This window comes from Flavihumibacter sp. CACIAM 22H1 (assembly GCF_001601815.1).
Taxonomy (GTDB): Bacteria; Bacteroidota; Bacteroidia; order Chitinophagales; family Chitinophagaceae; genus Flavihumibacter.
This window is the reverse complement of record NZ_LUKG01000058.1, coordinates 1,701-18,266: the sequence shown is the minus strand read 5'-3', so window position 1 is coordinate 18,266 and position 16,566 is coordinate 1,701. Positions and strand designations below refer to the sequence as shown.

The 16,566-nt window shown below is 45.7% G+C and carries 14 protein-coding genes and 1 pseudogene; 5 read left to right on the top strand and 10 right to left on the bottom strand.

The window, feature by feature from the left end:
- Nucleotides 1-365, top strand: a 365-nt coding sequence (locus A1D16_RS14855) for a redoxin domain-containing protein (RefSeq protein WP_290710882.1), incomplete at its 5' end; no start/stop codon positions are given.
- 20 nt (nucleotides 366-385) lie between these two features.
- On the opposite strand, the gene A1D16_RS14850 is transcribed toward A1D16_RS14855, so the two are convergent.
- Genes A1D16_RS14850 through A1D16_RS14835 form a run of 4 tightly spaced genes read right to left on the bottom strand, consistent with a single transcriptional unit; the run spans nucleotide 386 to nucleotide 3,603 of the window.
- Nucleotides 386-1,408, bottom strand: coding sequence for an oxidoreductase (locus A1D16_RS14850; protein WP_290710880.1), 1,023 nt, complete (start codon nucleotides 1,406-1,408; stop codon nucleotides 386-388).
- Between the two features lie 18 nt (nucleotides 1,409-1,426).
- Nucleotides 1,427-2,200, bottom strand: coding sequence for a hypothetical protein (locus A1D16_RS14845; protein ID WP_290710878.1), 774 nt, complete (start codon nucleotides 2,198-2,200; stop codon nucleotides 1,427-1,429).
- Nucleotides 2,190-2,624, bottom strand: a complete 435-nt coding sequence (locus A1D16_RS14840; RefSeq protein WP_290710876.1) for an ABA4-like family protein — start codon at nucleotides 2,622-2,624, stop codon at nucleotides 2,190-2,192. The genes A1D16_RS14845 and A1D16_RS14840 overlap by 11 nt, the downstream gene beginning before the upstream one ends.
- A gap of 52 nt (nucleotides 2,625-2,676) precedes the next feature.
- Nucleotides 2,677-3,603 (bottom strand): phosphoribosylaminoimidazolesuccinocarboxamide synthase, encoded by a 927-nt coding sequence (locus tag A1D16_RS14835; protein ID WP_290710874.1) that lies wholly within the window; start codon nucleotides 3,601-3,603, stop codon nucleotides 2,677-2,679.
- A gap of 90 nt (nucleotides 3,604-3,693) precedes the next feature.
- On the opposite strand from A1D16_RS14835, the gene A1D16_RS14830 reads away from it, so the two are divergent.
- Both A1D16_RS14830 and A1D16_RS14825 read left to right on the top strand, forming a co-directional pair.
- Nucleotides 3,694-6,411: a TonB-dependent receptor gene (locus tag A1D16_RS14830; protein WP_290710872.1), complete on the top strand. Its 2,718-nt coding sequence runs from the start codon at nucleotides 3,694-3,696 to the stop codon at nucleotides 6,409-6,411.
- Between the two features lie 15 nt (nucleotides 6,412-6,426).
- Nucleotides 6,427-7,491 (top strand): fasciclin domain-containing protein, encoded by a 1,065-nt coding sequence (locus A1D16_RS14825; protein ID WP_290710870.1) that lies wholly within the window; start codon nucleotides 6,427-6,429, stop codon nucleotides 7,489-7,491.
- 144 nt (nucleotides 7,492-7,635) lie between these two features.
- Here the strand turns inward: A1D16_RS14825 and ychF are convergent, their stop codons facing one another.
- On the bottom strand, nucleotides 7,636-8,736 hold the full coding sequence (gene ychF / locus A1D16_RS14820; RefSeq protein ID WP_290710868.1) for a redox-regulated ATPase YchF: 1,101 nt from the start codon (nucleotides 8,734-8,736) through the stop codon (nucleotides 7,636-7,638).
- A gap of 95 nt (nucleotides 8,737-8,831) precedes the next feature.
- Here ychF and A1D16_RS14815 point away from each other — a divergent pair, with 95 nt between their 5' ends.
- Nucleotides 8,832-10,070 (top strand): nucleoside recognition domain-containing protein, encoded by a 1,239-nt coding sequence (locus A1D16_RS14815; protein ID WP_290710866.1) that lies wholly within the window; start codon nucleotides 8,832-8,834, stop codon nucleotides 10,068-10,070.
- 3 nt (nucleotides 10,071-10,073) lie between these two features.
- Here the strand turns inward: A1D16_RS14815 and A1D16_RS14810 are convergent, their stop codons facing one another.
- The 5 genes from A1D16_RS14810 to A1D16_RS14790 form a co-directional block, all read right to left on the bottom strand.
- Nucleotides 10,074-10,823: a DeoR/GlpR family DNA-binding transcription regulator gene (locus tag A1D16_RS14810; RefSeq protein ID WP_290710864.1), complete on the bottom strand. Its 750-nt coding sequence runs from the start codon at nucleotides 10,821-10,823 to the stop codon at nucleotides 10,074-10,076.
- Between the two features lie 88 nt (nucleotides 10,824-10,911).
- The gene (gene nhaA / locus A1D16_RS14805) at nucleotides 10,912-12,096 is read right to left on the bottom strand and encodes a Na+/H+ antiporter NhaA (RefSeq protein ID WP_290710862.1); all 1,185 of its coding nucleotides are present in this window, start codon (nucleotides 12,094-12,096) and stop codon (nucleotides 10,912-10,914) included.
- Between the two features lie 2 nt (nucleotides 12,097-12,098).
- Nucleotides 12,099-13,823, bottom strand: coding sequence for an OstA-like protein (locus A1D16_RS14800; protein ID WP_290710860.1), 1,725 nt, complete (start codon nucleotides 13,821-13,823; stop codon nucleotides 12,099-12,101).
- A 1-nt stretch (nucleotide 13,824) separates the two neighbouring features.
- Entirely contained in the window at nucleotides 13,825-14,823 is a 999-nt protein-coding gene (locus tag A1D16_RS14795) for an MlaD family protein (protein WP_290710858.1), read from the bottom strand.
- Nucleotides 14,824-14,853: 30 nt separating this feature from the next.
- Nucleotides 14,854-15,834, bottom strand: coding sequence for an N-acetylmuramoyl-L-alanine amidase (locus A1D16_RS14790; protein ID WP_290710856.1), 981 nt, complete (start codon nucleotides 15,832-15,834; stop codon nucleotides 14,854-14,856).
- A gap of 17 nt (nucleotides 15,835-15,851) precedes the next feature.
- On the opposite strand from A1D16_RS14790, the pseudogene A1D16_RS14785 reads away from it, so the two are divergent.
- Nucleotides 15,852-16,566: pseudogene (locus A1D16_RS14785) on the top strand (LPS-assembly protein LptD); the annotation flags it as partial.

The following is a 16,566-nucleotide window of genomic DNA, read 5'->3' as shown; positions in this document are numbered from 1 at the left end:
TCAAACAACTGGAAGATTCGCTCCAGTTGCTAACGGCAAAAGGCGCTACCATTTTGGCGGTAAGCCCCGAAATTCAGGAAAACATCGCCAAAACAATCGCTAAAACAAAGGCCAGTTTTCCTGTGTTGCACGATGCTCAGCTAAAAATTATGAAGGCCTATGATGTAGCCTACGACGTGGATCCTGAAACCATTGAACGCTACAAAAAATTCAAGATAGACTTTAATGCAGTTAATGGCAGCAATGGTGCAAAACTGCCGGTGCCTGCAGTATATATTATCAAAAACGGCGTCATCAGCTATCGTTTTTTTAACGAGGATTATACCAAACGGCCCAGTGTGCGGGAATTGGCGGAACAGCTCTGAGCGGAACAAGTGCCGATGGTCTACCAGACCAGTTTTCCGATGCGCCCATTACCCCCCGCCAGGTAAACCGCTTTTCCTGATTTAGCTTTTTGTACCACATGATACCCGGTTACTGAAATAGTATTCCAGTTGCGGCCGCCATCTCTTGAAATATCAACGCCGGATGTGCCGCAACTGATCATTTTATTTCCCCGTATATATGCTAACCCTGATCTGTAACCGAAAGGCCCTTGTACTGGTTGCTGCCAGCTTCTTCCCCCATTACTGGTAAAACAAAAATTGCCCTGTCTTTCTTTATCCTTTGCAAAATCACCACCGGCAATTGCCCAGTTTCTGCCGCCCCGCTTTCTGCCGGGATGTTTTACCGCAATAGCATTGGCCCCGGTGCTGGTTTCTCCTTGTTTTAAGGGTAATTCAAAGCCTTGGCCCGCATAAAAGACCCTCGATTGCTGCCCCCCGCTGACGAAAATGGTTTCCGATTTTTTCAGGCAATAAATATTACTACCGCTGGCGGCAAAAAAAGCTTCTCCCGCTATGGGAGCCGGGTAGGTTACCGGATAGGGTTGCCAGCTTCGTCCCCCATCCGCTGTTTCAAGCAGCAGGAATTTGCCATCAATAGGATCGCCAATAGCCATTCCCGCTGATTTATTCCGGAAATGAAGGGCGTCGAGGAATATGCCGGAGCGGTTATCGCGGTATACTTCCTGCCAGCTTGCGCCCCCGTCAAATGTGCGTAATAGCAAGCCAGGCGAGTCCACAGCCAGTATCACGGCGGTAACGGCATCAAAGGCTTCTATATCACGGAAATCGCGGGTTTCATGGCCGGTTACTGTCATCCACTGGAAGCTTTTGCCGCCATCAGTACTTCGTCCTACCGTTCCCTTATTACCACTTACCCAAAGCAACCGGTCATTTACCACACTTAAGCCGCGAAAGCTGATACCTGGTTTTCCTGGCAGGCTGTCAATTTTCTGAGCCCTGGAAAAATAGGGCTGAAATAAACCGCAGCAGAGGAAAATTGCCGCTATGAAACTGTTTTTCATACTGTAAAAATGAGCATTTTATCCGATCAGCGGATAACCTTTCATGGCCTGGGCATACAGTAGCACCAGGAAAAACAGCCAGCTAAGGGCTATTGCCACCATCGATCTTTTGGTTGGTACCAGGTAATATCCCAAAAGGGGAAATAATTGCAGGGAATGAATACCAAAAAAATGAACTACCCGCAAATCGCCGTGCAGGCTGCTCCAGTTCAGCAGCGGGTAACCTTCTCCGCCATCTGCGCCACCGATGCTATGTTGCATGAGCATTGCCATATGTCCGCCCTGCAGGGCCGCTGTTACAAAAAACAAAATACCTAAGCGGATGCCCCATATATACCCCGGCGTCATCCATAAAGGAAAGTTCTTTTGTTTGAAGAATAAATAACCGATATAGGCTGTCCAGAATGTATAAATTAAGATAGCTACGCCCATTAGCTGGTAAAGCAGGGCATTGGGCCAGGAGCTGATATTGAAATGGGAGGCCTGCCCCAGGGCTGCCTGCAGAGTAATAATTCCTAGTTCTACGGTCATCGTAACCACTACCACCCAGCTGTATCGTTTAACCGCCTGCTGGTTCTGGAGATAAACCATCAGCCAGCCCATGGTATAAACGGCTGCTGTCAACGCCAGGTAAAATTTCATGGGTTTTATAAATGCCGGAATACCGCCCACTTCAAGCGGGCTCCATACAGACAACAGGCCGCAGATTAAAGCTCCCAGCAAACTGATACTACCCACATAGAACAGTATCTTATTCCTGCTTTTTAACTGGATAAATAGTTTATTCCACATCAACCCAATAATTTTTGGTATAGATCCAGCGAAGCAGGAGGTAAAGAAGCAGTCCGACCGGACCCAACATAAAACAGCACAGTAAACAGGGGAGGAGCCAGCCAATGCCCATCCCGTTTTTGCGCCCGTTAGTAACAATAAAGATTCCGGTAAGCAAATCAAAAGCCAGGTAATGTACCCAGCCGGCTAACAAAGCTTCCCGGTTCGTAAAAAGGGTAGCCACTCCGTCGAGTGTGCTGAAACTATCGGGTTGTAGGCCACCGAAGTTTTTAACTATCAGGTAAAAATAAAGAAGCGATAAAGCGGTTAGGATAGTTCCGATTAAAAGTTTGGAAATCCACAGCGTTTTATGAAAGATCACCAATAATAACCAGGCAATCATAGCAAGGGTACTGCTGATCTGGAATAGTTGATCTGCTCCCATATTAAAAGTTTTTTACCCTTTGTAAACAAGCCGGATTCCTATCCATGCAGGTTTATTGCAGGCGCTTGAGAGCCGCTTCCACGGCTGCTTTGGTTTCTTCGGTTGTCCATGCCTGTGGTTCAAAAGGCTGACCGATTACTTTTTCATAGAGTTCGATATAACGCCGGCTGATAGTTTCAATCCATTCCGGGGTCATTTCAGGAACGGTTTGTCCTTCTTTACCCATAAAATCATTGGCAATCAGCCATTCCCGTACAAACTCTTTGCTGAGCTGTTGTTGCTTTTCGCCGCTTGCCTGCCGTTCCTCAAAGCCGTCGGCATAAAAATACCGGGAAGAATCGGGTGTATGTATTTCGTCCATCAGGTAAATGGTGTCGCCGATTTTACCGAATTCATACTTAGTATCTACCAGTATCAGGCCCCGTTTTGCGGCAATCTGTTTGCCTCTTTCGAATAAGGCAAGTGTGTATTTTTCGAGTACTGCCCAGTCTTCCGCAGAAGCCAGTCCATGGGCAATTATTTCGTCTTTACTGATATCTTCATCATGGCCTTCCGATGCTTTGGTGGAAGGGGTAATAATGGGTGTAGGAAAGTAATCGTTTTCCCGTAGTCCCTCTGGTAAAGCAACCCCGCATAATTGGCGTTTGCCGCTTTTATAAGTTCGCCAGGCATGGCCGGTTAAGTTTCCTCTTACCACCATTTCTATTTTGAATGGTTCACATTTTTTCCCTATAGAAACATGGGGTGCGGGTGATTCAAGTAACCAGTTCGGACAAATATCCGCAGTGGCTTTCAGCATGTATGCAGCTATCTGATTTAATACTTGTCCTTTATAAGGAATAGGAGCAGGTAAGATTACATCAAATGCTGAAATTCTGTCGGATGCAATCATCACTAACAACCGGTCCTGAATGGTATATACATCCCGCACTTTTCCTTTATAAAATGCGGTTTGAAAGGGGAATTGAAATGGTGCCATTTTGCGAAGTTAAAGTCCCGGTTGGAAAAAAACGGAATGGAATTAATAAATCCTTATTTTGCTCCAGAATAACACATAAAACCACCAGGTATGAGAAAATCCAACAGCTATTTTGCCATGCTGCTGTTGGCGCTCTTCACATCGATTGCTGCATTTGCCCAAACCGTTACCATTACAGGAAACGTAAAAAACAGCTCGAATGCTGATGTTGTGCCAGCCGTATCAGTAACCATCAAAGGAACCTCCATCGGTACCTTCACAGATGACAAGGGAAACTTTAGTTTATCCACTTCACAAAAACCACCATTTACCTTAGTTTTTTCTTCGATTGGATTTGATCCGGTTGAAACAGTGGTCAACAATGCCACCGAGCCGGTAGCAGTCAATTTAACTCCTTCCAGTTCATTGGGAACAGAAGTGGTGGTTTCTGCCAGCCGGGTGCCGGAAAAAATTCTGGAATCGCCGGTCTCTATTGAACGGGTAAGTGCTGCAGCTATCCGCGTTTCTCCGGCTGCCAGCTATTACGATATTGTGGGTAGTCTTAAAGGAGTGGATATGGTAACCTCTTCGCTAACCTTTAAAACACCTACCACCCGCGGCTTTGCCGGAAGTGGTAATACCCGTTTCAACCAATTGGTAGATGGAATGGATAACCAGGCCCCCGGGCTGAACTTTTCTGTAGGCGCCATTATCGGCTTATCAGAATTGGATGTAGATAATATGGAGCTTTTACCGGGTGCGTCCTCTGCGCTCTATGGCCCGGGTGGAATGAACGGAACCCTGCTGGTAAGCAGTAAAAATCCGTTTAAGTACACGGGCCTCTCGTTCCAGGCGAAAGCGGGAATGATGAATACAGATAGCCGGTACAGGGGAACTTCCGGTTATACCAATTGGGCGGTTCGCTGGGCCGAAAATATCAAGGATAAATTTGCCTATAAGATCAATGCAGAGTTTATTCATGCAAAAGACTGGCTGGCGGCCGATCAGCGGAACTATATCGGCCGGCAGGGCGGTAGGGGCTTACCCGGACCAGGTACCCGGATCACCGATCCCAACTACGATGGAATAAATGTATATGGCGACGAAACAACGATCGATATCCGTTCTGCTGTTTTCCCCGCCATTGCACAGGCTGCGCCCTTCCTGGCGCCTTTTATTTCCACCCTTGGTACCGACCCCATCAATGTTTCTCGCACAGGTTATAACGAGTCGGAAATTATTGATCCTAATACCCTCAACTTTAAACTGGGTGGTGCATTGCATTACAAGATTACTCCGAAACTGGAAGCCGTGCTGGCTGGTAGCTGGGGAACCGGTAACTCTGTTTACACCGGATCAGACCGGTATTCGTTCCGCGATTTCAAAATGGGACAATATAAATTGGAACTGAATGCCAAAAACTGGTTTGTACGTACCTATACCACCCAGGAAAATGCAGGGCAGTCCTTTAACGCCACGGTTACAGCCCGGTTGCTGAACGAAGCCTGGAAGCCTTCCACTACCTGGTACCCGGAATATTCACAAACCTACCTGGCCAATTTATTAGCCGGACAGGATAACCAGACAGCTCATAACAATGCCCGCGCTTTTGCGGACCGTGATCGGCCCGCAGCAGGTTCAAGACAGTTCAAGCAGTTGTATGATCGGGTTCGCTCTATTCCGATCTCTAATGGTGGTGGCCTGTTTATCGAAAAATCAGACCTGTATTTTACAGAAGCACAGTATAATCTCTCCGACTGGACCGGCAAATTTGCCGATATCCTGATTGGGGGTAACTGGCGCCAATATGTTTTAAATTCTGAAGGAACCCTGTTTGCTGATTCGGTGGCACCCATTAAGATCAATGAAGTTGGGGCATATATCCAGGCTACCCGCCGGCTGTTCAACGATGTATTGAAACTTACCTTCTCCGGCCGGTATGATAAGAACGAAAATTTCGAAGGCCGCTTTACGCCAAGGGCAACCGCTGTGGTTACCGTTGCGAAAAACAATAATATCCGTCTTTCTTACCAGTCGGCGTATCGTTTTCCTTCCACACAACAACAGTTCATTAACCTGAATGTGGGAGGTGGGGTACAATTGATCGGAGGCGATAAAAGTTTTCAGAACTTTTTCCAGTTCGACAGAAATCGCCCCTATACCTTATCCAATCCTTCTCAGCAGCACACATTTAAGACCTTTAAACCCGAGTCTGTGCAATCCTATGAACTGGGATATAAAGGTTTGCTGGGGAATGGGAAAGTGCTGATTGATGCATACGGTTACTATGGTCAGTACACCAATTTCATTGCCCGTACGCTTATTGGTCAAACTGCTACGCAGGGCGGAACGCCCAACCCGGTTACCGATCGTAAGTTTTCTGTTCCGGTAAATATCGAGGATAATGTAACCACCTACGGGTTTGGTCTGGGAATTGATTACCGTTTTGTACGTGCCTGGACCCTCAGTATGAACCTTTCTTCCGATCGTTTGCAGGATGTGCCACCCGGTTATATTGCCTTCTTTAATGCGCCTAAATACCGGTACAATGCCACTCTTTCCAATACCGGTTTCGGTAAGGATAAACTGATTGGCTTTAATCTGAGTTATCGCTGGCAGGATGCTTTCTTTTATGAGGGTGATTTTGCGAATGGCGACATAGCGGCCATACATACGGTAGATGCACAGGTTTCCTATAAGTTACCCAAAGTAAAAAGTGTGGTTAAGATTGGCGGTAATAATATTCTTAATCAATATTATTTCAACGCTGTGGGCAACAGTTTTGTAGGAGGTTTGTACTATGTTTCTTTCGGCTACAACATTTATTAACGGAAAAACGATTCTATGCTATCCTTACTTAAAAAATATACAGGGTTTGGGCTGGTTGGTCTTGCTTTGCTGGGCCAGATAACCGCCTGTAACAAAATTCCGGAAGTGGAAGAAATTGGTCCGCAGGAAACAAGCGGTCAAACCATTCTGGAAATCATCAATACTGATGCAAAATATTCTATTTTGAAAGCGGCAGTTGCCAAAGCAGGGGTGGGGCCTTTGCTGGGTAAGCGTGATAATAAGCTTACGCTGTTTGCCCCTGATAATGCCGCCATGGCCCGTTCCGGTATTTCTGAAGCAGCCATTGGTGTATTGCCTGCCCAGCAGTTGGCGGCCATCCTGAGTTATCATGTAATTCCACAGGCTGTACCTTCCTCCGCGATACCCGGCTTACCCCTGCCGAATTTCCAATTGCCGAGCTTGCTGCAGCCACTGGCTTCTCAGCCTTTGTTTAAACTGAGCCTTTTCCCTTCCAAGCGGGCAACGGGTGCCTTTGTCAATAATATTCCTATAACTGCTGTGGATACCCGTGCTGCCAATGGATTTATACACGATGTGTATGCATTGGTAGCGCCTCCGCAAACCACTATGAAGGGATTGATTGCCGCGCAGCCGGATCTCTCTTTTCTCCGTGCTGCTATTGCACGTGCTGATGAAGGCCAGACCGGTTTGAACCGGATTGATTCTCTCCTGAACTATCCCTTCCCGAATATTACATTATTTGCTCCCAATGATGATGCGTTTAAAGCTGCGCTTGTGCTGCTGGGAGCTCCCCCGGTAGTGGAAGCATTTGCTGCTATTCCGCAACAAACCGTAAGGGGGTTACTTGCCTATCATGTACTGGCTACTAATGGTACGCCGGCTTTCCGGGTATTTAGTCCCAACCTGGTAAGCGGGCCGGTGGAAACATTGATCGGACCATCGCCGATGCCGCAGTTAACCATTGATGCCACCAACCCGATGGCTCCTACGGTTAAAGGCCGTATCAATGCTACGCCTGCAGCTATTGTTACAGCCGATCTGAATGCGGTAAACGGTGTATTGCATAAGATTGATCAGGTATTGATACCACAGTTATAAATGTTCAATTCCGGCAAAAAAATAAGAAGGCCCTCCTTTCGGAGGGCCTTTGTCATGGGGAACGTTATTTTCTATCGGGTCGATTTCAACAGCGTTGAAAGTAGTCTATTAGTAGCTAAAGCTAAGTTTTTTTGTCTCAGCTTCCTATACATTAAAACGGAAATGCATTACATCCCCATCTTTCACGAGGTATTCTTTGCCCTCGATTCTTAACCTGCCGGCATCTCTACAGGCTGATTCTGAGCCATAATGAATAAAATCGTCGTAAGCAATTACTTCTGCTTTGATAAAGCCTTTTTCAAAATCGGTATGAATTACGCTGGCAGCCTGTGGGGCTTTCCATCCTTCCTGGATGGTCCAGGCACGCACTTCCTGTACACCTGCCGTAAAATAGGTTTGGAGTTGCAATAATTTATAAGCGGCGCGGATCAGTTTGTTTAAGGCGGGTTCTGTCATTTTATATTCTTCCATGAAAAGCGCCCGGTCATCAGGATCTTCCATTTCCGCAATCTGCTGTTCAATGGAATTATTCATCACGATCACCTGCGCCCCTTCGCCGGCAACGGCTGCTTTCAGGGCTTCGGAATATTTATTACCGGTATGCATGGAAGGCTCGTCAACATTTGCTACATATAAAACAGGCTTTTCGGTGAGCAGGAAAAGATCAGCAATGGCGCTGCGTTCTTCCTTACTTAGTCCCAGCTCCCGAATGTTTTTACCCTGCTCCAGGTGCGCATAACAACGTTTTAATACCTCGAATTCTGCTTTTATTTTAGCATCGCCGGTTTTGGCCAGCTTTTCGGAACGTTGTAGTTTTTTCTCCACGCTCTCCAGGTCCTTTAATTGAAGTTCAGTATCAATAATATCTTTATCAGACACCGGGTTAATAGGGCCCTCGTCGCGCAAAATGTTCTCATCTTCGAAACAGCGGATCACGTGTACAATGGCATCCACTTCCCGGATATTGGCCAGGAATTTATTACCGAGCCCTTCTCCCTTGCTGGCACCTTTTACAAGCCCGGCAATATCCACAATTTCTATTTGTGTGGGAACCGTGCGGTTGGGTTTTACCAGTTCTGCCAGTTTATCAATGCGTTCGTCCGGCACATTTACCAGCCCGGTATTTGGCTCAATGGTACAGAACCGATAATTGCTGGCCTGAGCTTTAGCGCTGATACTCACTGCATTAAAAAGGGTTGATTTGCCCACATTCGGTAATCCGACGATTCCTGCTTGTAATCCCATGCTTGCTTGTATTTACTTTTTTTCGCGCCGCAAAGATAGGGAAATCCAAAGGTGAAAATTCCTATCTTCCCGCTTCAAACTTCTAACTACCACAGATGGCGTTAAATATTGTTTGGGTTGCTTTTTTTGTAATAGCATTTGTCGTTGCCTTGTTGAAGCTGGTTTTCCTGGGAGATATTGAAATATTTAAGCGACTGGCAGATGGGGTATTTGATTCGGCCAAATCCTCGGTGCTGGATGTAGCCTTTCCACTGGCTGGTACCATGGTTTTTTTCCTCGGGCTACTCAATATTGCAGAAAAAGCAGGTGCTGTTCGTTTCCTGGCTCGTTTTCTAAACCCGCTGATGAAACGAATTTTTCCGGAAGTGCCCAGCGGGCACCCGGCACAGGGACAAATGGTTATGAATTTTTCGGCCAACCTCCTGGGCCTGGACAATGCAGCTACTCCATTTGGTTTAAAAGCGATGGAAAGCCTGCAGGCATTAAATCCTGCCAAAGAGCGGGCTACCAATGCGCAGATCATGTTCCTGGTACTGCATACCTCCGGCCTTACCCTGATTCCCTTAACGATTATTGCCTATCGCGTATCTGTGGGCTCTGTTCAACCGGCCGCTATTTTTATACCCTGTGTAATCGGTACCCTCATGACCACGCTGGCCAGCGTTATAGTGGTAAGTATCTGGCAGAAAATTAAATGGGATTGGGTATTGTTTGCCTGGGTCTTATCAGCTATTGCATTTGTGGGCTTGCTGCTGTTTTATGTAGGCGGATTGGATGCCGCCGGAAAAGAAACCTTCGGTAAAATTGTAGGGAATGTATTACTGATGGTAATTATCCTGGGGTTTATCCTGGGCGGCGTATGGAAAAAAGTAAATGTATTCGACGCATTTATTGAAGGCGCCAAAGGAGGCTGGGAGGTGGTACTTAAAATTATTCCCTACCTGGTAGGCATGCTGGTAGGTATCCGGGTATTCCGAGATTCAGGTGCGCTGGATTATGTAGTCCGTTTTTTTGCCTGGATCATTGGTTCCATGGGATTTGACACCAAATTTGTAGATGCATTACCCGTAGCTATTATGAAGCCATTCAGCGGTAGCGGAGCCAGGGGTATGATGCTGGATATTTTTAAAAATCCCGACCTGGGTCCGGATTCATTTGCCGGTTTAACCGCCAGTATTTTTCAGGGTTCTGCAGACACCACTTTTTATATCATTGCACTTTATTTCGGAAGCGTAGGCATCAAAAATGTACGCTATTCCATCTGGGCTGGTATGATAGCTGATTTTATTGGTGTAATTGCCGCAATTATTATCGCCTATATCTTTTTTGCATAAGTATTACAAGACCTGTACGCCGGCCTGCTGGTAGGGTAGCAGGGAAGCATGCACTGGATCCAACTCCGTAATCAGAGTGGTAACTTTTGCAATATCACATACATGTAAAGGTTGCGTAGAATTTATTTTCTCGGAAATGGTAAGGCAAACAACCCGTTTGGCAGATTCAATCATGGCTCTTTTCAGCATCACTACTTCCCAATCATTATCTGTAACTCCGTGTTGAATATCTATTGCATTGATACCTAAAAAGCAGATATCGGCCCGGATACTTTTAATCTGCTGAATGGCATCGGCCCCCACCGTGATCTTGGAATTTTTGGCCAGCTTATCCCCAATAACAATAACATCAATACTGGGATGATTGCTGTATTCCATAATTACCGGTATACTGCCCGAAATAAAGGTGGCTCTTAAACCGGGCGGAAGCGCGCGCGCCATTTCAAGGATTGTAGTACCTCCGGTGGTTAGTATAAACATGCCGTCTTCAATAAGGCTGGCTGCTTTCCGGGCAACCTCCCGCTTATTTTCCTGCGAATAAATTTCAACCGGTGTAAAATTTACCTGGCTGAAGGAGTGTGATAAAGCCCCTCCATGCACTTTTATCAGCTTGTTCTGATCGGCTAGCTCCTGTAAATCACGTCGGATGGTATCCTCGGAAACATTGATCTCCTGGCAAAGCTGCGACGATAAAATTTTGTTGTGTAAATTAACCTGATGCAGAATATAAGCTTGTCGCTCCCGTTTAAGCATAGTACGTTGGTTGGTAGAACAATATACGAGAAAACCGCAAAAACAAGCAAATTATCTTTTAAAGCTGCATGAAAATGGCATTAATCCGCTAATTAAGGGACCTTTTTTTACTTCCCATGTACAGTAGCAGCAGCCCAGCTAAAACAGAGATGACCGCCCCGATAAGAATAGCAAGTTTGGCAATATTCTGCGAAGCCGGGTCGGTAAAAGCCAGCATGGTTATAAAAATAGACATGGTAAAGCCAATGCCAGCCAGCGCACCCATTCCGATCAATTGTATCCAACTGGTACCTGTTGGGCGTTCTCCCAGTTTGGTAGCTACTGTAAGCCAGGAAGCCAGTGTAATTCCAATAGGTTTGCCCAGTACCAACCCGGCTAATACCCCCCAACTGAGGCTGGTGGTAATTGCTTCGGAAAAATTACCCGGTACCTCTATAGCCGTATTTGCTAAAGCAAACAGGGGTAAAATAATAAAGTTGACGGGGTCATGCAGGGTATGTTCATAATTAGAGAGCCGGTCCAGGGGAACCAGGAAGGCAATCAGCACCCCTGCAATAGTAGCATGAATACCGGAGTTGAAGATGCAGTACCAAACCAGCAAGCCAATGCCCAGTGTTACCCACCATTTATTGCCTCGCAGCCGGTTGAGCAAGTGGAGTATGCCAAGGAGCACACCTGCTCCTAATAGATAATACCAGGAAATATCCCCGCCATAAAATACAGCAATTACCAGGATGGCGCCCAGGTCGTCAATAATAGCCAACGCCATCAGGAAAATTTTCAATTGTACCGGTACCCGATTTCCAAGTAATGATGCTACTCCCAATGAAAATGCAATATCAGTAGCCATTGGAATACCCCATCCGCTGTGGTATGGAGTGGAAGAGTTGAGCGCCGCATAAATTGCGGCAGGAACCAGCATACCACCAATTGCTGCTGCAATAGGCAGGGAGGCTTTTTTAATAGAGGACAGTTCTCCGATCAATAATTCCCGTTTTATTTCCATACCCACCAGAAAGAAGAATAGGGTCATTAACCCATCATTGATCCAATGCAACATGGAGTGGGGGAGGTGCAGAAACGGGAAGAGATGTACTTCCCGTTCCATTAAATGAACATAGGTATCTTTCCACTGGCTGTTTGCCAGTAACAAGGAAACAATTGTACAAACCAGTAATGTGATCCCCACGGCCCGGCTATCCTTTATAAACTCCTGAATCGGACTGATTAGTTGTTTCTTTATTATTTGCCTTATACTGGGGATTTTTGCCATAGCTATTCTGTTATTACCGGGTCTTCAAAGAGTTCAAATTTAGTTTTTGGACGGCGCTTTTCCAACCATTTAAATCCACGTAGCCGCATTTCGCCATGATTTACCTGGCGGAAGGGATAAAGCGTTCCTTCCACTGAACTTCTGAAAACAACCCGGTTAAGTTCTTTTTTGGCGAAGTAAAAATCGATGATATCCGCTGTGGAACGGTTTACACCTGAATAGGCGCTGTCCTGGTCCTGGGCATAATAGATACTTTCGGCCGAACCTTTTGCCCGCATATACTGGATTACCCCGTCGGTAAAGTATCCATTAATGGTATTACCCTTTATCTGGTTATAAAAATCATCCTTTGTACGGTTAATTACCAGGCCGTTATCGAACACATGCAAACGTTCAGGATCCTTGTTTTTGGTATACATGAAAATGGTATCACCGGTGATCTGAGTACCATTTGCCCAGGCAACCGGATCGCGGAACATTCTGAAAATAGAATCTACCCCGGAATAAAAGAGGCTGTCGCATACGGCTTGTAAGGAATCACTAAACATCCGAACCCGGTTCCAGGCCTGGAAATAGCGGTTTCGGTTAGTGGTGTCCGATGCATCCAATACAGTCAGCTGCCAGGCACTGTCACTTAGTTCTTTTTCGGTTAACAGTCCTGTACTATCTGTTGCAGGTAAAACACCGGTGCTGTCTTTTAATGTACTGTCTGTTACCGGTTTTGCCGGGCGAATAAAGGTTTTTTGGTAGTCTTTTTTATCGGTTAAGCGCGCGGAGAACAGGGTGTCGGCTGTTACAAAAATGGAATCTTCTTTTTGTTTGATGATCATCAGCGGGCGCTGTGTGGCCAGGAGGGTATTGGTTTTTTTATTGGCTTTAAGGTCATTGGCCAGAATGGAAATTCCCTGTGCCGTATCCTTAAAAACTGCATTACCCCGGGCATAGCTGTCGCCCGTTTTGTCATCAAATCCCACATCGTCTCCCGTAATAAAGGTAGTTCCGTCTTTGATCTGGGGCCGACGTCCGAATTTGGCCACTTTATTCTGCATGTCGTAATATCCTTCAGAAGTGGTAATATCACGGCGGCCACTATCCGAAATTATCCTGGTTTTAGTAATAAAAGTGGCTATCCGGCTATCGGTATTAAAGAGCAGCGAATCTGTGCTAAGGTCATATTCGGGATCTTTCATTTTTACGTCTTTTTTAAAGTAGACGTCTTTCATATCGCCGTAATAGGTGGCTTCCTTACTGGTAAGAACGGTTTTATCACTAACCACTTTACCGCCATTGGTATAGGTGCCGATCTTCAGGTTGGTATCATATTCCAGGTCATTGGTGGTCAGCACGCCTTTACCATCCGTAAGCCGCACGTTTTTTTTGAGATAGGCTTTCTTTTCATTGGAATAATAGATCAGGTATTGGGCATAGGTATGAATGCTGTCTGCATCATTGATATGTACATTACCAAATGCTTCCACTATGCCGGTTGCCGGGTTAATAACCGCGCTATCGCAATAAAATTTAGTTGTGCCCTGTTCCAAAAAAACATTTCCGGCCAGCATCTGCAGTTCCGTTACCGAATCTTTTTTAAGATAACGGAACCGGTCTGCTTTTCGCACCAGCACTATATCGGTCGTATCTGTATTTCCGGGCACCGGTTCCTGGGCTTCTGCCAGCAAGGGCGCCAGCCAGAGCAACCAGCACAGGAAGAATCCGACTAGTCGCATATTATTGAGATTGGGGCGTAGTTTGTGTAGAATCATTTAAAGGTGCCTGAAGCGGCTTGCTCTTGTCTTTACGTCCGAATACCGATACATTGATGTAACGCTTCGGATGGGTTCTGAAATCATCGAGCAAAATATTCAAACTACGCGAAGTGTTCTCCAGGTTCTGGTATAATTTTTTGTCATTTAACAAAAGCCCGATGGAACCTTCCTTGCTGTTTGCTTTTGCCACCACCCCGTTGAGGTTGGAGACCGCATTTTGCAGGGAAGCCACCGTACCTTTAATATCAGCTGCTGCCAGCTGTTCGGTGGTTTTTTCCAGGTTTCCCAGTGTATGGGTAATGGTTTCATTATTGGCCGCCAGGTTTCCGGTTACTGATTCCAGGTGCTGCATGGATTTGTTCAATGCACTGTTTTGTGAAGCAATCAGGTTATTTAAGCTGGCTGAAGCTTTTGATAAATTGGCAATTATAACATGAAAATTGTCTTTGGTAGCCGGATCAAAATAGGTGCCTACCACCTGGATCAGTGAATCTAGTGAAACCAGGGTGGCATCCAATGAGTTCAAGGCAGGGTTCAGGCTTCCTTTTACCTCATCCAGTAAACCCGCCTTGGTTTTACTTAGGATAGTATCTCCATCGGCTAAAAATTCACCGGAATTACCCGGCTCAATAACCAGGCTGGAGCTGCCCAGTAAATCGGCACTGATATAAGTAATAGAATTTTTGGGAATATTTATGTGGCGGGCCAGGTTAATGGTAACTACAATACCGTCCTCGATATTCGGACTTTTTTCTTTGATTTCAGAAACCATACCAATTTGCAGCCCGTTTAAGGATACCGGGCTGGAATTAGCCAGCCCCGTTACTTTCGGAAAAACTGCATAAATATGATCGTTCTTATCAAAGAAGCTTTTCCCTTTCAGGAAGTTGAAGCCAAGAATCAGTAAAACGATACTTACAATTGCAAGGATACCAATCCTGGTTTCATTCGGTATTTTCATGCGTAAAGAATTGGAGTCAAATGTAATAAATTAATTCCCAGTAGCCGTTCGCGGTGCATGTCTGGGATTTTCCAACTCCTCTTTATACCGTTTGAACGCCGAAACAATATTTTGTACCACTTCTTTTTGACCGGCATCGCTTACCAGGTATTCTTCCTCCTCTTTATTGGTAATAAAGCCGGTTTCAATTAAAATACTGGGCATGCCTGTTGCCTGTAGTACCCAGATCCCTTTGTGGTTCCGCTGTTTTACGCCAAAGCTTTTGCGGCCGGCAGTAGCAAATTCCTCTTCCACGAACTGGGCCAGCAGGGCTGAATTGCGGAAAAAATACTTGGTATACAACTGTGCCCTGATTTTAGCTTCGGGCGAATTCAGGTCCAACACGTTGTTGGGGTCGTCTACGGGTTCGTCTTCCCCGCTGTCTTCCTCATCCAGTACAATGTTTTCACTTTTGGCACTGGAGCGGTCGGCAGCCCAGATATAGGTTTCTGTACCAATCCGCGTATTTTTTACATAATACGACTCATAAATCGGCTGTTTGGTCAGTTTTTTCTTCCGGTTTTTTCCTTTACCCACATATACCACCTTGTTTTTATAGCCCACTATTTTCTTCTGGTACCAGCCGCCCGCCTTTTGCCCGGTAGCATTCAGGTGAATAGAAATAAAGAGGTCGCCCTTTGCTTCATTGGCCATTTCTGCCCTTATGCGGTTGGCCAGGTTAGGATCGGTAACGCCTTTGGGCAGGTTGGCATCTTTCCTTGTATAGATAAAATTAATTTCCGGGTAGGCCTGTTCCAATTCTTTACCCAGTTTCAATGCAATGGAGAGCGCTACCTCGGCTTCAGTGGAAACCAATCCCCTTGCACCCGGGTCGCGGCCCCCATGTCCTGCATCAATGATCACTGTCTTTAAGGCATTTTTAGCACCCTGCGCAAAGCCGCTTTGTGATAAAATTAGCATGGCACCGGCAGCGAATACTATGTAGAGTTTGGTCTTGAACTGTTTGATCATACAATAACCTTTGATTAATGGGTACCGAATCCCTATTTTTGCCCCCATTCAATAGTATGAAGGACGGCGGCAAATTTAGTTTAAAATACATTTTTATCGGGCTTTTTACGCTGCTACTCTTAATAATAACGCAGTCGTCAACCGCTAATTATTATAATTCCACAAATTTTAATGCCCCTTTAACGCTTCTTCAACGCGATACCGTACCTATTAAACCACCAGCTACGCCAATAGTTAAAGACTCTCTGGCATTAAAAAAGGATAGCCTGGGTAAGGCAGGCGTTGATACGTCCGGCCTTTTAAAGCAACAGGTAGATACGTTAAATGTTAAAATTTCCAGTGATTCGCTGGATGCGCCCGTAAAGTATGCAGCCGCAGATTCCATGGTGCTGGATGTACCCACCAAAAAAATTACCCTCTATAACCAGGCCAGTACCAAATACAAGGACCTGGATCTAACCGCTTTTAGCATTGAACTGGATCAGCCCACCCAAATTGTGGTGGCCACCTATAAACTGGATTCACTGGGAGAAAAACAGGGTAAACCGCATTTTATCCAGGGCGAAAGCAATATGGATGCGGATTCTATCATTTATAATTTCAAATCCCAGAAAGGCATTACCAAAAGTACTTTTACCCAGCAGGGTGAAATGTATGTCTATGGCAGCCGGATCAAAAAAGTGAATGTGAATGATTTTTTTGCCCTGGATGGACGATTTACCACCTGTAACC

What these genes read in the sequence shown, in the direction of transcription:
- A1D16_RS14795 (WP_290710858.1), bottom strand. Translation starts at nt 14,823, where the DNA reads ATGAAAATACCGAATGAAACCAGGATTGGTATCCTTGCAATTGTAAGT.
- A1D16_RS14845 (WP_290710878.1), bottom strand. Translation starts at nt 2,200, where the DNA reads ATGTGGAATAAACTATTTATCCAGTTAAAAAGCAGGAATAAGATACTG.
- A1D16_RS14815 (WP_290710866.1), top strand. Translation starts at nt 8,832, where the DNA reads ATGGCGTTAAATATTGTTTGGGTTGCTTTTTTTGTAATAGCATTTGTC.
- nhaA (WP_290710862.1), bottom strand. Translation starts at nt 12,096, where the DNA reads ATGGCAAAAATCCCCAGTATAAGGCAAATAATAAAGAAACAACTAATC.
- ychF (WP_290710868.1), bottom strand. Translation starts at nt 8,736, where the DNA reads ATGGGATTACAAGCAGGAATCGTCGGATTACCGAATGTGGGCAAATCA.
- A1D16_RS14835 (WP_290710874.1), bottom strand. Translation starts at nt 3,603, where the DNA reads ATGGCACCATTTCAATTCCCCTTTCAAACCGCATTTTATAAAGGAAAA.
- A1D16_RS14825 (WP_290710870.1), top strand. Translation starts at nt 6,427, where the DNA reads ATGCTATCCTTACTTAAAAAATATACAGGGTTTGGGCTGGTTGGTCTT.
- A1D16_RS14840 (WP_290710876.1), bottom strand. Translation starts at nt 2,624, where the DNA reads ATGGGAGCAGATCAACTATTCCAGATCAGCAGTACCCTTGCTATGATT.
- A1D16_RS14800 (WP_290710860.1), bottom strand. Translation starts at nt 13,823, where the DNA reads ATGCGACTAGTCGGATTCTTCCTGTGCTGGTTGCTCTGGCTGGCGCCC.
- A1D16_RS14810 (WP_290710864.1), bottom strand. Translation starts at nt 10,823, where the DNA reads ATGCTTAAACGGGAGCGACAAGCTTATATTCTGCATCAGGTTAATTTA.
- A1D16_RS14830 (WP_290710872.1), top strand. Translation starts at nt 3,694, where the DNA reads ATGAGAAAATCCAACAGCTATTTTGCCATGCTGCTGTTGGCGCTCTTC.
- A1D16_RS14790 (WP_290710856.1), bottom strand. Translation starts at nt 15,834, where the DNA reads ATGATCAAACAGTTCAAGACCAAACTCTACATAGTATTCGCTGCCGGT.
- A1D16_RS14850 (WP_290710880.1), bottom strand. Translation starts at nt 1,408, where the DNA reads ATGAAAAACAGTTTCATAGCGGCAATTTTCCTCTGCTGCGGTTTATTT.